This is a genomic window from Paraburkholderia megapolitana (assembly GCF_007556815.1).
Lineage (GTDB): Bacteria > Pseudomonadota > Gammaproteobacteria > Burkholderiales > Burkholderiaceae > Paraburkholderia > Paraburkholderia megapolitana.
The window spans coordinates 1,757,152-1,774,551 of record NZ_CP041743.1 but is presented as its reverse complement, the minus strand read 5'-3'; the positions used below and the strand labels follow the sequence as shown (position 1 = coordinate 1,774,551).

2 protein-coding genes (1 of these 2 only partly in view) are annotated in these 17,400 nt (G+C 66.1%); both read left to right on the top strand.

The genetic code is table 11. From position 1 onward, the window contains the following. Positions 1–10,214 carry the 3' portion of a non-ribosomal peptide synthetase gene (locus tag FNZ07_RS07450; RefSeq protein WP_091015044.1) on the top strand. It extends 1,018 nt beyond the left edge of the window, so 10,214 of the gene's 11,232 nt are visible here — the last part of the coding sequence; its start codon lies beyond the left edge, outside the window; it ends in the stop codon at positions 10,212–10,214. Then, a complete protein-coding gene (locus tag FNZ07_RS07445) occupies positions 10,211–17,332 on the top strand; it encodes a non-ribosomal peptide synthetase (RefSeq protein WP_091015042.1) in 7,122 nt (2,373 codons plus the stop codon). Before FNZ07_RS07450 ends, FNZ07_RS07445 begins: the two co-directional genes overlap by 4 nt. Positions 17,333–17,400: the final 68 nt, after the last annotated feature.

Below are 17,400 nucleotides of genomic sequence, written 5' to 3'. Positions count from 1 at the left end.
GCGTGCCGCTCGACCGCTTGATGAAAAGTCTGAATCGCCCGCAGGCACGCGACCGCACGCCGTTGTTTCAGACGCTCTTCTCGATGGTCCCACCGATACCGCTCCCGACGCTGCCCGGTCTGCGCAGCGAACCGCTGTCGCTGTGGCTCGGGCAGGCAAAGAGCGACATCGTGCTGGAGCTGGGCGAAACCGGTGACACGTTCGGTGGCGCGCTCGAATACGACAGCGCGCTGTTCGATTCGCGCACGATAGAACAGCTGGCGCTCTATTTCGCTACGCTGCTCGACGCCGCGCTCGCCACGCCGCACGGGCGGCTCGCCGATCTGCCGGCTTTCAATGCCACGACCAATACCGCTGCCGATGTCGTTGCATCGACGCAAACCGGCCCCTTCGATCTCGCGAACGGTCTGCCCGCCATCGTGCCGACAGCACGCACCGATGCGCGCATCCCGCTGGCGTGGCATCAGGAACGCATCTGGTTCGTCGACACGTTCGAAACCGGCTATCTCTACGACGCGAGCCCGGTCTATCACAACATTCCGCTGATCCTCGAACTGTCGGGCGATGCCGACGTTGCGTCGCTGGAAGCAGCATTGAACAGCGTCGTCGCGCGCCACGAAGTGCTGCGCACACGCGTGCACAGCGACGGCGAGCAGGCGTGGCAGGTGTTCGATCCCGAGTTGCGTCTCAGCGTGAGCGAATCTTCGGCCAATGGCGAAGAAGCACTCGCCCGCGCAATCGAAGAAACCCGCAAGCCGTTCGCGATGAACGCGAGCCAGCCGTTGCTGCGCGCCGCGTTGATCCGCATCAACGCGCAGCATGCGGTGCTGGCCATCACGGCCCATCACCTGATCGCCGATCGCGTATCGATGCGGCTACTCGCGAGCGAGTTGTTCGAGCTGTATGCAGCGAAGACGATCGGTCGCGCGGCTGTGTTGCCGGAACTGCCGGTCCAGTACCTCGATTACGCCGCCTGGCAGCGGCGCCTGCCCGCCGCAGCGGTGCAGACACTGCGCGGCTACTGGACGCAGCAGTTACGCGGCCCGCTGCAAGCAATGGAGTTGCCGCTGAACCGAGCGCGCATGGCGATCCACGTGTTCGCCGAAGCGCGCCACGAGTTCGTCATCGGCGAGCCGCTGGTCGAACGGCTGCGCGCCGTCGCGGCGCGCTCGGGTCACAGCGCCGCCGATGTGCTGTTCGCCGGTTTCAATGCGTTGTTGCGCCGCTATAGCGGACACGAAGAACTGGTCGTCGGCTTCAGCGCGCCGTGCCGCGAACGCGCCGCGATCGCCGCGCTGATCGGCCCAATCGCCAATCTGCTGGTATCGCGCAGTCAGGTCGATGCGACGACCACGCTGCAAGCATTGCTCGACCAGGTACAGCGCAATACATCGCAAGCGCTCGAACATCGCGACATGCAGTTCGATCAGTTGGTGCTCGCGCTCGCACCCGACAAGGACATGAGCCGCACTGCGCTGTTCGACATCCTGTTCCAGTTCGACGACACAGCGCCGCAAGTGCTGTCCGGAGGCGGACTCAGTGCAACGGCAGTCGAAACCAACCTCGGCTACGGCAAGAACGACCTGCATCTGTTCGTCCATGCACAGGACCGTCACTGGGCCGGCAAGCTCGTCTACAACGCACTGTTCTTCGACGCGTGGCTCATCGAACAGATGATGGCCCACTACCTGACGCTGCTAGAAGCGCTGGCAACAAACCCCGATCAGCCGATCGACAGCGTGCCGCTACTCGGCCCCGCCGAACGCGATACCCAGTTGCTCGTGTGGAACGACAGTGCGGCGGCGTACCCGCACGAACGGACCGTGCATCAGTTGTTCGAAGAGCAGGCCGAACGCACGCCTCATCACATTGCCGTCAGCTACGGCGACGAACAGCTCAGCTATCGCGAACTGAATACGCGGGCCAATCAGCTCGCGCATCGGCTGCGCGCCTCCGGCATCGAACGGCAAGCACTGGTGGTGCTGCTGCTCGATCGTTCGCCGGACATGATCGTGGCGATTCTCGCCGTCATGAAAGCCGGTGCGGCCTATGTACCGATCGATCCGCATGCGCCGGTGGAGCGGATCGAATACATCCTCAAAGACAGCGGTGCGCGTCAGGCGATCGTCTCGCCGAACCTGCCCGGCAATCTGCCCATCGGCGATCTGCAAACCATCACGCTCGGCGACACGGCCGGTAGTCTGGCCGGCTGGCCCGATACCAATCCTGACAATCTGAATTCGCCGGACGACCTGATCTACGTGATCTACACGTCCGGCTCCACGGGACAGCCCAAGGGCAGCCTGCTCGAACACCGCAACGTCGTGCGCCTCATGCACAACGACAAGTTGCAGTTCACGTTCAATGCCGACGACGTGTGGTCGCTGTTCCACTCGTATGCATTCGATTTCTCCGTCTGGGAGATGTACGGCGCCCTGCTCTACGGCGGTCGCGTGGCGATCGTGCCGGACACCGTGCGCAAGGACCCCGCGCTGTTCCTCGATTTTCTCGAACAGGAAGGCGTCACGGTCCTCAACCAGACACCGTCGGCCTTCTATAACCTCAGCGGCGTCGCGGTCGCCCAGGCGGAATGGCCGCTGCCCGCACTGCGTTACGTGGTATTTGGCGGCGAAGGGCTGGACCCGGGCAAGCTGCGCGCATTCCATCGCGCGTACGGCCACGTTGCGCTGATCAACATGTACGGCATTACCGAAACTTGCGTGCATGTCACGTTCAAGCACATCGGTCAGGCCGAGATCGACAGCAATCTGTCGAACGTGGGCCGGCCGATTCCGACCACCACGGTCTACATCATGGATGCCGAACAACGCCTCGTGCCCGCGGGCGTGCCTGGCGAAATCTGTGTCGGCGGCCTCGGCGTCGGTCGCGGCTATCTGAACCGGGCCGATCTGACGTCGCGGCGGTTCGTGACCAATCCGTACCTGCCGCACGAACGGATCTATCGCTCGGGTGACCTCGGCAAGCTGCTCGAAAACGGCGAGATCGTTCATCTCGGTCGCATGGACGACCAGGTGAAGATTCGCGGTTTCCGCATCGAGCTCGGCGAGATCGAAGCGAAGCTCAGTGCTTGCGAGACCATTGCCGAAGCGATGGTGATGACACGCGAAGATACGCCGGGCGATAAACGTCTGGTCGCCTACGTGATCCTCGACGCGGGCGCGCAACTGTCGCTGCCTGGTCTGCGTACCCAGCTCGGCAAGGTGCTGCCGGATTACATGATTCCGAGTGCGTTTATCGCGCTCGATGCGTTCCCGCTTACTGTGAACGGCAAGCTCGATCGCAAGGCGCTGCCTGCACCCGATCTGTCGCAAGGCCAGCTGTCGGCGCATGAATACGAAGCGCCGCTCGGCGAAACCGAGCAGGCCATCGCGCGGATCTGGCAAGAACTGCTCGGCATGGAACGGGTAGGACGTAGCGACAACTTCTTCGAGATCGGCGGTCATTCGCTGCTGGCCGCCAAGGCCATGGCGCGTCTTGGCAAGCAGTTGCAGCACGCGTTGCCTATCAGCGCGTTGTTCGATGCGCCCGTGCTCGCCAACCTGGCTACCGCGTTTACTACGGCTGCAGCGGCAGCAGAATCTGCTACGTCGAGCAGGCCGGTTGCGTCGATCGCTAAATCCGCCAGCGGACAAAGCGCCCTACCCACGCCGGCTCGCGACGCGCACGCGGCCACGCCGCTGTCGTCGGCCCAGGCTCGCCTGTGGTTCGTTCATCAACTCGATCCGCTCGATACGGCGTACAACCAGTTCGGTGCGGTGCTGATCGAAGGTCAGTTGCAGATCGATACGCTCACGCAAGCGCTCGCTTTGCTACAGGAACGTCAGCACAGTCTGCGCACGCGCTTTATCGATCGCGACGGTGTGCCGTTGCAGCAGGTCATGCCGGCCGGCAACCTTGCCTTGCCGGTCGACAATCTCGAAGCACTCGATCCCGCCGAACAGGATCAGGCGCTGCTCAAACTCGCTAGCGACGAGGCAAACCGTCCGTTCGATTTGACCGAGGCACCGCTGCTGCGCGCACGCTTGCTGCACCTCGGACCGGAACAGCATGTGTTCTGCCTGACGGTGCATCACATCATCATCGACGGCTGGTCGCTCGGTGTTCTCTGGCAGGAACTCGGCGAGCTGTACCGCAGCCTCGCCGCACGACGTCCGGCTACGTTGGCGCCGCTGCCGCTGCAATACGCGGACTACGCGCAATGGCAATTGGCGATGCTGGACAGCGCACCGCTGCGACACCATATCGATGCCTGGCGCCTCGATCTCGCCGACCTGCCCGCACTCGATCTCGCCACCGATCACGTGCGCCCGGCGCAGCTGGGCCGCACCGGCGCGCAGGTCGATTTCGCGCTCTCCGGTCGTGCGGTTACCGCGCTGGACAAGCTCGCGCGCGCGGCCGGCACGACCCGTTTCGTCGCCAGCCTCGCGATCTTCGCTGCGTTGCTCGGACGCTGGAGCGGTCAGTGCGATTTCGCGCTCGGTGTGCCGATTGCCGGCCGCGAGCGCGACGATGTCTACGACGTGATCGGCTGCTTCATCAACCTGCTGCCGATCCGCGTCGAACTGACGCAAGCTGCCGGTTTCGGCCAGCTCGCCGAGATGGTGAAGCAGCGCTACCGCGCCGCGCTCGAACGTCAGGCGCTGCCGTTCGAACGACTGCTGGAGGCGCTGCGCCCTGGCGTCGACAACGGTCAACATCCGCTGTTCCAGGTGCTGTTCAACTACATGCACAGGGACATCCATACGACAGTGACCGACGGCCTGCGTCTGCAGCCGCTGGAACTGCCCGGCGACATCGCGCAGTTCGACCTGTCGCTGCATCTGGATGATTCCGCCGATGGTGTGCATGGCCGCTTTATCTACCGTAGCGAGCTGTTCGACGCGGCTACTGTCGAACGCATGGCCGCCGGCTATCGCGCCCTGCTCGAAGCCGCCGGCGAGAGCACGCTGGGGTGGGCCGATGTGGAACTGGCTACCGCGAAAGATCGCCAGCGCCTTGCGGCCTGGAACGATACCGCCGTCGACTACGGCCCGGCCACGACGCTCGATGCGTTGATCGCGGAACAGGTCGAGCGCACACCGCAGGCCACTGCCATCGCGGCGGAAGACGGCGCGGTCGACTTCACCGAATTGCTCGCGCGCGCCGATGCGCTGGCCGAGCGTCTGCGCGCTGTCGGCGCGGGACCGGACCGCGTCGTCGCCGTGTATCTGCCGCGCGGCGTCGATCTGCCGATGACGCTGCTCGCCGTGCTGCGCGCAGGCGCGGCCTATCTGCCGCTCGACCCCGACTTGCCCGCCGACCGGCTCGCCTTCATGGTCGCCGACGCTGCCCCTGTCGCGCTCGTCGCAGCGGCCGGAAGCTACGAGTGGCTGCCCGCGGAGTTGCCGGTACTCGCACCGAATTTAGCAAGCGAAGCGGCCGCTGCTGCCGCTGCAGGAAAGAGCACCGGCAAGCGCACCAAACGCCGCACGAAAGCCACGACCCAGGCCACCGCGCAGGCAGACAAAGACCGCAGCCCCGACAACCTCGCCTACGTGATCTACACCTCGGGCTCGACGGGCAAACCGAAGGGCGTGATGGTGTCGCACCGCGCGATCGCCAACCGACTGCTCTGGATGCAAGCCGAATACGCGCTCGGCACCGGCGACCGCGTCCTGCAGAAAACACCGTGCGGCTTCGACGTGTCGGTATGGGAGTTCTTCTGGCCGATGCTGACCGGCGCGACGCTGGTCATGGCCCGCCCCGACGGCCATCGCGATCCGGATTACCTCGCGGCGCTGATCGAGCGCGAGCAGATCACGACGCTGCACTTCGTGCCCTCGATGCTCGATATTTTCCTCGCCAACACCGAGCCCGGCCGTTGCGCGCCGCTGCGTCGCGTGTTCACGAGCGGCGAGGCACTGAGCCCCGATCTGCGCGACCGCTGTCTGACGTTCCTGCCGCAAGCCGCCCTGCACAATCTGTACGGCCCGACCGAAGCCGCCGTCGACGTGACCTACTGGCCGTGTGCGGAACCCGGCGGCCCGGTACCGATCGGCCGGCCGGTTGCCAACACCCGCATCCATATCCTCGATCGCCACGGACGCATCGCGCCGATCGGCGTCCCCGGCGAAATCTGTATCGCCGGCGTGCAGGTAGCGCGCGGGTATCTCAACCGGCCCGAACTCGATGCCGAGCGCTTCGTCAGCGAGCCTGACGCTACCGGTGAACATGCGCGCATGTATCGCACCGGCGACCTCGGTCGCTGGCGCGAAGAGGGCTGGGTCGAATACCTGGGACGCCGCGACCATCAGGTGAAACTGCGTGGCCAGCGCATCGAACTCGGTGAAATCGAGGCCGCGCTACGCCAGCATCCCGCCGTACGCGATGCGATCGTTCTGCTGCAAGGCGAAGGCGTGCGCGCACGGCTCGACGCCTTTGCACTGGTCAGCCCCGGCGCGCCCGACGGCGCCACCTTGCGGGCCTTCCTGAGCGAGCAACTGCCCGCAGCGCTCGTGCCCGCGCGCGTGCATGCGCTGGAAAGTTTCCCGTTGACGGTGAGCGGCAAGACCGATCGCCGCGCGCTTGCCGAGCTGACGCCGCCGGCATCGCCGGATACCGACATCGCGTCGGCGAGTACCGCCACGCGCGAGCAGGTCACGGCGATCTGGTGCGAGGTACTGGGTTTGACGCACATCGAGCCCACGAAGAATTTCTTCGAGGCCGGTGGCAATTCGCTACTGCTGGTCCAGGTACACGCGCGGTTGAAGCGCAGCTTCGAGCGCGTGCCGACGTTGACCGAACTGTTCCGCTATCCGAGTGTTGCTGCGCTCGCGGCACATCTCGATGGTGCGAGTCCCGCAAACCGGAGCGCCGCACCGCGTGCGGCCCGTGCTGCAGATGAAGCCATCGCCATCGTCGGCATGGCCGGCCGTTTCCCGGGCGCCGCGAACGTAGACGAGTTGTGGCAGGCACTACTGGAAGGACGCAGCGGCATCCGCGAAGTGAGCCGCGAAGAAGCGCTCGCCGACGGCGCCGACCCGGCCTTTCTCGACCATCCGTCGTACGTGCCGTACGCGGCACCGCTCGAAGGCATCGGTCACTTCGACGAAAAGCTGTTCGGCTACAGCCCGGCCGACGCCGCGCTGCTCGATCCGCAAGGTCGCTTGCTGCTGCAATGCGCGTGGGAAACGCTCGAACACGCCGCGGTGAATCCCGATCACACGGATCAGCGCATCGGCGTGTTCGCCGGTGCGACGGTCAGCACCTACGCGTTGCACGCACTGCGCGAACACGCGCAGGACCCGTCGTTTGCCCAGCGCGTGCTGTTTGCCAACGACAAGGACTACATCGCGAGTCGCATCGCCTACAAGCTCGGACTGAACGGCCCCGCGATCGGTGTGCAGACCGCGTGTTCCAGTTCGCTGGTAGCGGTCGCGCTGGCTGTGCAGGCGCTGCGCAACGGCGAGTGCGAAGTTGCGCTGGCCGGAGGCGCGTCGGTGAGCGTGCCGCATCGCATCGGCTATCTCTACGACGAAGGTTCGATCTACTCACCCGATGGTCATTGCCGCGCGTTCGATCGCGACGCGGGCGGCACGATCGGCGGCAACGGCGTCGCGATGGTCGCGCTGAAGCGACTGAGCGCGGCGCTCGCCGATGGCGATCCGATCCGCGCGGTGATTCGCGGCATCGCGATCAACAACGATGGCTCCGACAAGCTCGGCTTCACCGCACCGTCGATCAAAGGCCAGGAAGCCGTCGTACGCGCCGCGCTGGCCGACGCCGGTGTCGAGGCGAATTCGATCGGCTATATCGAGGCGCATGGCACGGGCACCCGGCTCGGCGATGAAGTCGAACTGAGCGCGCTCGCTGCCGCGTTCGACAGTGTCGAAGCACGTACCGAACCGTGTCTGCTCGGCTCGCTGAAATCGAGTATCGGCCACCTCGATGCGGCTGCCGGCGTGGCGGGTCTGATCAAGGCGGCGCTCACCGTCGAGCACGGCATCGTCCCCCCTACGTTGCATCTGGACACACCGAATCCGCTGTTGCAGGAACACGCCGCGCGCTTTCGCGCGGCAACCGCGCCGACACTGTGGCCGGGCAAGCAGGCGCGGCGTGCCGGTATCAGCTCGTTCGGCATCGGCGGTACTAACGCGCATTGCATCGTCGAGCAACCGCCCGTACGCGAAGCCGCGGTCGTAACACCGGTCGCGCAACTGCTGCCGCTTTCCGCCACGGACCGCGATGCGCTAATGCGCCTGCGCTGGCAACTCGCCGACTATCTGCAGAAGCATCCCGACACCGATCTCGCCGCGCTCGCCTGGACGTTGCAGAGCGGCCGGCGCGTGCTGGCCTGGCGTCAGGCGTGGCTGGTCGAAACGGTCGAAGGAGCCGTGGCACTGCTGCGCGATAGCGCGCTGCCCGAGACACCTGCCGCGACCGACGCTGTGGAGCTCGACACGCATGCTGTCTCGCTGGCGCAAGCGGCCGAGCGCTGGCAAGCAGGCGCGACACTCGACTGGCACGCGCTGCACGGCACACGTCCGCCGCAACGCTTGAGCCTGCCGGCCTACCCGTTCGCGCAACATCGTCACTGGCTCGACGCTGCGAGCGCATCCGGTCCACAACTGGCCGTACTCGACTGGCAACGTGTGCCGGCTGCGCCGCGCGCGCGCAGTGCCGAACCGATCGCCCTGTACGGCAGCGATCCGGCATTGCTCGCCGCACTCGCGGCACAGCTCGAAAAAACAGGCGCCGCTGTCGAAACACTGACCTCGCTCGACGGTCTGCGTCGCGAGCAACGCCTCGTCGTGCTGGCTCCCGACTACAGCCAGGTGCTTGCGCTGTCGCATCAACTGGCCGTGTTGCCGCCGCAACGACTGGTGCTGGTCGGCCGTCATGCCGAGGACAGCAGCGATGCCACCGACAGCGAAGCAGCCATGGCCTTCGCCGCAGCCCTGCCGCTAGGCCAGGAGCTGCCCGAACTGGGCCTGCGCCGCATCGACCTGGCCGGCGCCGACGATGCCCGCCAGCTCGCCGCACTCGCAGTCGAATGCGCGGCCGATGGTCCTGCGCTGGTCCAGTTGCGCGACGGTCAACGTCGCGTGCCCAAGGTGCAGACGGTGCCTGCCGCACCGGCGGCGACAGCGTGGCGCGACGAAGCCGTGGTGCTGATCACTGGTGGCTACGGCCAGCTCGGTTTCGCCTTCGCGCAGCATCTCGCGGAACACTCGCGTGCCCGGCTCGTACTACTGGGCCGCACCGCGCCACCCGACGACGATCCGCGCCTGCAAGCGCTGCGTGCGAACGGTGCCGAGGTGCTCGCACTGAGCGGCGACATCGCCGAACCCGGCGTTGCCGAACACGCGGTGCAAATGGCCCAGCAACGCTTTGGCGCGCTGCATGCGGTGATCCACGCGGCGGGTATCGCCGGTAGTGAGGCGCAAAAGCCGCTGCTCGAAACCGACCTCGCCGAGAGCGCGGCGATCTGGACAGCCAAGCGCGCCGGCACACAACAACTCGCCACCGCACTGGACGGCCTCGTGCTCGATCACGTTCTGTTGTGCTCGTCGATCTCCACCGTGCTGGGCGGGCTCGGCTTCGCCGCGTACGCCGCCGGCAATCGCTGGATGGAAGTGTTCGCCGAGGCACAGAGCCGGCGCGGCGACACCCGCTGGCTCGCGCTCGCCTACGACGGTCTGCATTTCAGCAGCGACCTCGCGCAGGAACCGGCGCTCGACGCTGCCACGGCCATCGCGCTTGCCGAGCAGGCGCTGACGGCTGGCCTCAGCGGTCGCGTGCTGGCTGTAGCAAGCGACCTGCAGAGCCGCCTGCGCCGCTGGGATAGTCAGACGCTGCGTGCACCGGCTGCCGTCGACGCGCTCACGCCGGCCGCACTCGCCACCGTCTACGACGATCCGCTGCAAGCCCTCGTGGCCCAGGCGCTCGCCAATACGCTGGGGCTCACGCAGCTTGGACCCGACGACGATTTCTTCGAACTCGGCGGCGACAGCCTCGTGGCGACCCGTTTGATCGCCCAGTTGCGTGAAGCCACCGGATTGAAGCTGTCGGTCGGTCTCGTGCTGCGCGCGCCGAGCGTGCGTCTGCTGGCCGCCGAGATCGCGGCCTTGCGCGGCGGCAGCAGTGGCACTAGCAACAACGGCGGCCGCACCGAAACCACCGACGACCACGCTTTTGAAGAGGGCGTCCTATGAACGATGCCGGCAGCACGATCGCGATCCGCCTGCTCGCGGAGTTGCACGACCTCGGTATCGCCCTGTGGATCGAGGATGGCCAGCTGCGTTTTCGCGCACCCAAGGGCAAGCTACCGCTCGACCTGAAAGAGCGTCTGGTCGCTCACCGCGCGGAGTTGCTGGCCCAGCTCGAACGGACCCGCGACGCGCAAACGATCCGGCGTCGGGTGCAACCGCAGGGCGAGCCTGCGCCGCTATCGGTGCAGCAACGCGCCGTGTGGGCGGCACAGCAATTCGGCGGCGGCCAGGCGTTCCTGATGCCAGGCGCGTTGCAACTGGATGGCCCGCTCGACGCCGACGCGCTGCAACGTGCATTGCAGGCACTGTGCGCACGCCACGAAGCATTGCGCACCACGATCACGCTGATCGGCGAGCAACCGATGCAGACGGTGCTGCCTTCGATCGACCTTGCGTTACCGCTCTACGATCTGTCCGCACTCGACGAAGCGGGGCAACAGAGCGAACTGGACCGCCTGCTGGCCGAAGAAGCGACCACCACAATCGAGCTGACCCAGGCACCGCTGCTGCGCACCCGCCTGATCCGCCTCGCCGCACAACGTCATGTGCTGTGCCTGACCTTGCATCACATCGTCGCCGACGGCTGGAGCATCGATATCCTGCTCGGCGAACTGAGTGCGCTGTATCGCCCCGGCGCCGCGACTGCGCCTGCCTTGCCGCCTGGCGGGCTCGGCTATGCGGACTACGCGGCCTGGCAAGTCGCACATCACGCGGTCGACGCCGATCAGGACGACCTCGTTTTCTGGCGCACACAGCTCGCCGAACTACCGGCGCCGCTCGAACTGTCCACACGCCGCGCCAACGCCACCGACAAACAGTTCGTCGGCGCATCGGTGCAAGTCGATCTGCCCGCAGCCGAGTTGCGCGCGCTACGCCAGCTTGCCACCCAGGCTAAGTGCACGTTGTTTGCGGCGCTGTGCGCGAGCTTCGCCGCGCTGCTCTATCGCTACAGCGGTCAGCGCGAACTGCTGATCGGTACCGCCATCGCAGGGCGTGGTCAGCGTGAACTCGAAGATGTCGTGGGGCTCTTTGCCGGGCGCCTGCCGCTGCGCTTGCAGGTCGATCCGCAACTCGGTTTCGCCGCATTGATCGGCAGCATCGGGCAGCAAACAACCGAAGCATTCAGCCATGCCGAAGTGCCGATCGAACGCATCGCAACGCAGGTATTGCCCGCGAGCGAGAGCGGTCGAGATCTGTTCCAGGTGATGATCGCGCTGCAAAACGCGATCCAGAACGAGCTTCGTCTGGAAGGCTTGCAGGTACAGCCGGTTGCGACGCCGCCGACCGTCACCAAGTTCGATCTCGCGCTGTCCTTCGAGGAACGCGGCGATCGGCTGATTGCCGCGCTGGAATATGCGAGCGCGCTGTTCGAGCGCGAGCCGATGCAGGCCATGCTCGATCACTGGTTGCAGTTGCTGCGCGTCGCGCTCGCCGAGCCGCAACGTCCGTTGTCGCAACTGCCGCTGCTGTCCGCACGCGAGCGTGCCGCCCTGCTCGATTTCCGGCCCGAGGGCGCGCCTGCTACGCACTTGTGGCAGGGCTTCAACGATGTGGTCGCAGCGCATCCGGAACGGATCGCATTGAGCTCGCCGCTCGCGTGGAATCACGCCGAACTGCGCCAGGTCACTTATCGCGAACTGGCAGCGACAGCGCGCGGTATCGCTGCTAGCCTGCACACAGCCGGTGTGCGCCGCGGCGACGTCGTGGCGATGGCCGGACATCGCTCGATCGATTTCATCGAAGGGCTGCTTGGCATCCTCGCCACGGGCGCGGCCTATCTGCCGCTCGATCCGGAAACGCCGGCCGCACGCATCGCGGAGATGGCGGAAGACAGCGGCGCCAACCTGCTGCTCGCCTGCGACGATGCGGGTCTATCCTTCGCTGCGCTGTTTCCGGTGACCATCGATTTGCGCGATTTGCGCGCGCAAGACACGCAGGAAACGCCGTCGGCAAGCGAAGCGTTCACCGGCGCAGCCAGCGATATCGCGTATCAGATCTTCACGTCCGGTTCGACCGGTCGACCCAAAGGTGTGCTCGTCAGCCATGCGAACGTTGCGCACTTCCTCGCCGGCATGCAGCAGTTTCCGTCCGATGGCACCTATCTGAGCTTCGCGTCGACTGCCTTCGATGCCTCGATCATGGAGATCTGGCTGCCGCTGCTCAAGGGCGCCCAGGTCCTCGTCGCGCCACCCGGATTGCCCGATCTCGACGCGCTCGGCAACCTGCTCGATACGCACAACGTGCAGTTCGCGTGGCTGACCGCCGGTCTGTTCCAGAGCCTGTGCGAAACCCATCCGCAGGTGCTGGCCAATCTCGAACATCTGATAGCCGGTGGCGACCGTCTATCGCTCAATGCCTTGCGCGCGCTGTTCGCGCGCGGCGGCAAGGTGCGTGTCTACAACGGCTACGGTCCCACCGAAACGACGGTGCTCGCGACCCTGCATCCGATCCTTCCCGCAGACGTCGGCCCCGATGCGGTCAGCGTGCCGATCGGTTCGGCGGTCGGAGCAACCCGTTTGTATGTGCTCGATGCACACGGCGAACTGGCGCCGCCGGGTGCGGTCGGCGAGTTGTATGTCGGCGGCGGCGGTGTTGCCGGCGGCTATGCGAAGCGGCCCGAACTGAGCGCCGAGCGTTTCCTGCGCGACCCGTTCGGCGTCGTGCCCGATGCCCGCATGTACCGCACCGGCGACCTCGTACGCTGGCGCGCCGATCGCAGCCTCGAATTTCTCGGACGTGCGGACCGTCAGGTGAAAATCCGCGGTTTCCGTATCGAACTGGCCGAAATCGAAGCGCATATCGGCGCGCATCCAGCGGTGGTGCAAGCGCTCGTCGATGTGCAGGACACCGACGGCCACAAGCAACTGACAGCCTACGTCGTACTCGCACCCGATCACTCGCTCGACGCTCGCGAACTGAGCGCCTTTCTCGGCCAGCATCTGCCCGACTACATGCTGCCGCAGGCACTGGTGACGCTGCCGCGTCTGCCGCTCACGACGAACGGCAAGCTCGATCGCAACGCGTTGCCGAAGCCGGCACCGCGCAGCGCGAATCTCGATGCACTGCCCGACAACGAACAGGCCCGCGTGCTGAGCGCCGCGTGGCGCGAATTGCTGAAGGTCGACACGCTTGGAGCCGACGACAACTTCTATCACCTTGGCGGCGATTCGATCATCGCGATGCAAATGGCGATGCGGCTCTCGCGCCAGGGCTGGGAGATGCAACCGCAGGAACTGCTGCGCCAGCCGACCTTGCAGGCTCAGGTCGCGCTGTTGCAACGACGCCGCGAAACCATCGAGCGTCGCGCGCATGCGGGTCCGCTGCCGCTTACGCCGATCCAGCAGTGGTTCTTCGCGATCGACATGCCGCAGCGCGATCACTGGAATCAGGCCGTGCGACTGGCCATCGATCCCGCTACGCTCGAACGTCTGCCCGCTGCGTTGAGCGAACTGGAGCGGCTGCACGATGCGTTGCGTCTGCGCTTTCATCGTGACGACGATGGGCAGTGGCGGCAGACCATCGCCGAGGCACAGGCGGACCGTTTGCCGAAACATCACCACGTGGCCAGTGAAGCAGAGGCTCAAGTCTTGATCGGCGCGGCCCAGCAAAGCCTCGATATCGAACGCGGTCCGCTCTGGACTGCGCTGTTGCTCGAAGCGCCGCAATGGCCGTGGCCGCATCTGCTGATCATTGCGCATCACCTGGTTGTCGATGGCATGTCGTGGCGTGTCCTGATGGAGCACCTAGGTCAACTGCTGCACGGTGAACAACCGATTGCGCCTACGCTCGGCTATGGCGACTGGGCTGCGCACCTGGCCGCTGAGCCAGTCGGACAGATCGCCGCTCAATCAGCCGCCAGCGCAGTCGTCGCACCGCGGTTGACGCCCGCACCGCTCGCTCATCGCGACGGCGAGAACCTCGAAAGCAACACCCGCGTGTGCTGCGTCGCGCTACCTGCCGCATTGAGCCAGGAACTGCTCGGCCCGGCCAACACGCCATATCGCAGCGAGCCGACCGAACTGATGCTCACAGGCTTACTGCTCGGCTTGCGTGAGGTGTACGGACAACAGAGCCTTGGTATCGCACTCGAGCGGCACGGTCGCGATCTTGACGGCGCGGCACTTGCCAGCACTGTCGGGTGGTTCACCCGCATCGTGGCAATCGAGCTGGCATTCCCTACGCAACTCGCCACGCAATCTGTCGCGCAACGCACGCCACTCGAACAAGCGCTGCTGGCAATCAAGCAAACCGCGCGCAGCACTCCCGCGGGTATGGACTCGATAGCAGCGCGCGCACCGGATGTCGCCTTCAACTACCTCGGCCAGTTCGACCAGGCGCTGAGCACGACCGGCCCGCTGCGCGCAGTCGAAGAAAGCAGCGGCGAGCCGCTCGATGCGCAGGCACCGCGTCCCTATCCGATCGAGATCGTCGCGCACGCGACCTCGGCAGGTCTGCGGATCGATTTCCGCTACAGCGCGGCGCAAACCGACGCGACCCAGCTCGAAGCCTGGGCTCACGCCACCGTGCGCGCACTGGAAGAACTGCTCGTGGCGCTGCGTCGTCCCGGTGCGGGCGGCCGCGCACCGTGCGACTTTCCGTTGAGCGGCATTCGCGAACAGCAGCCGCTCGATACGTTGCTGCAAACGTACCAGTTGGAGCCCGCAGCGCTCGCCGAGTTGTTGCCGGTCAGTGCCCAGCAGCGCGGCATGCTGCTGGAAAGCCTCGCGCGTCCCGGCAGCGGCATGCATATCGAACAGTTCATCGCGACGTTCGACAGCAGCTTCGATCCCGCTGCACTGGAAGCGGCGTGGGCACGCCTGATCGTGCGTCACGACGCGCTGCGTAGCCGCTTCGTCTGGGCCGCGCAGAACGAGTTGCTGTGCGCGGTGCTCGCACAGTTCGCGCCGGCATGGCAACACCTCGACTGGCGCGGTGAAGCGGACGGCAAAGCACGTCTTGCCGCGTGGCTCGCCGCAGATCGCCAGCAAGGTTTCGAGCACGACACGCCGCCGCTGCGCTTCGCGACAGTGCGGCTCGACGCAGCCGATACCGCCGATGCATCCGCGGGAAACACCGAGCGCTGGCTCTTCGTGTGGACCTACCATCACGCGCTGCTCGACGGCTGGAGCGTGGCGCGCCTGCTCGAAGAAGCGTTGCACGCCGACCACCTGCCGCCCCCGAGTCACAGTGCACGCCGCTACGCCACGTGGCTCGCCGAACGCGATCGCGAAGAGGCCACCGCGTTCTGGCAGCACAACCTGACCGGCTTCGTTGGACCCACTGCGCTTGGACAGCCGCAAGCGGATCTGCAAGGCACACCTGGCCAGGTCGATCTGCATCGCTGGCTGCCTGCTGCACCGGCCGAGCGCCTGCAAGCGTTGACGCGCCAGCACGGCATCACGCTCGCCAACGTTGCGCGTGGCGCGTTTGCGCTGCTGCAAGGATGGGCCTCGGGACAGCGCGACGTGGTCCAGCTCACCACGGTGTCCGGCCGCCCAGCCGCACTCGATGGCAGCGAGCAATGGATCGGCCTGTTTATCAACAGCCTGCCGCTGCGTCTGAATGTGCCCACGCGAGGCGATGCCTGGTCGTGGCTGCGCGAAGACGTCAGCGATCGCGCGGCTGCAACCGTGCCGTACGAATGGTGTAGCGGCGCCGATATTCATCGTTGGTCGGGTCTGCCCGCCGGCCGGCCGCTCAGCGATGCGCTGCTGGTGTTCGAGAATTATCCGCGGCAGGCGCAACAGGAAGCTGCGGTGCCGATCGTCGAAGTGAACGGGCACGGTGCGCGCACGCATTTCCCACTGACCTTGCTGGTGGTGCTGACCGAACAGGGCTGGCGTTGCGAGCTGGTGGTCAACACCGCCTACATGCCGCTCGCCGAAGCCGGCCGCCTGCTCGATGCGTACGTGGGGCTGCTGGAGCGTCTCGCCGACGAGCAAGCCGACCTCGCCGAACTGATCGCCGGTTTGCCCACACAGGCGCTGCAACGTTGCATGCCGGTGCAGGAACAAAGCCGCGCGCCGCGCACGCAACTCGAGCTGGAGCTCTGCACGCTGTGGGAGCAGCTCTTCGCCGAGCGCGCGATCGGTCTCGACGATAACTTCTTCGATCTGGGCGGGCACTCGCTGCTCGCGCTCGATCTGATGACGCGACTGCGGCAACACTTTGGCCGCGAGGTGTCCTTCGCCGCATTCCTCGGTCAGCCGACCGTCGCGGGTCTCGCCGCGCTGCTCGGCGATCCCTCTCATGCCGACAGCGAACGGTTGATCGCACTCGGGCACGAGGGCGTGCCGCTCTATCTGTTCCCCGGTGCCAGCGGCAATCCGATGGCTTATCTGCCGCTCGCCCGCGCGCTCGACGGCCAGCTCGCCGTGCAGGTGGGCCAACCCGATCTGCACGCGCGTGTCGATACACCTTCGCTGGAACAACTGGCCGACGAATTCGCCACGGCGATCGCGCGGCGTCAGCCGGAAGGCGCATTGCGACTGGCCGGCCATTCGTTCGGCGCGGTGCTTGCCTACGCGATTGCCCAGGTGCTCAAGGCGCGTGGTCGCGAAGTAGAAAGTCTGGTTCTGATCGATCAGCCTGCGCCCGATGGCAGCGACCCGTTTGCCGCATACGACGAAGCCGATCTGCTGTCGGAGATCGCCGAGGCGATGGTCGCCTACTTCGGCCGCGAGTTGCCGCTCGATGCTGCAACGCTGCGCGGACTACCGCGCGCCGAACAGCACCGCCGCATGCTCGAACAATGCCAGGCGGCCGGCATCCTGCCTGTCAGCGCCGATCTGTCGATCATCGACAACCTGCTGACCATCTACCGGCGCAGCGCCTCGATTCTCGCTGCCTACCAGCCGCCCGCGTGGTCCGGCCCGCTCGCCGTGATTCGCGGCGACGCCGCAACCGGCGACGACCCGAGCCTTGGCTGGCATGCGCTGTGTTCGCATGCCGCGACGGCGCGCGTCGACAGCGACCACATCGGCATGATCACCGCCGCTCACGCCGGCGAGCTGGCCGCGCGGATTCTCGAGCAACAGGGGGAAGCATGCGTCCCGGCTTGATGAACCCCGGTTGCTCCGTCGATCCGGCCGCGTTGCAGCGCCGTTCGTCTGCTTCACACCCTGTCGTC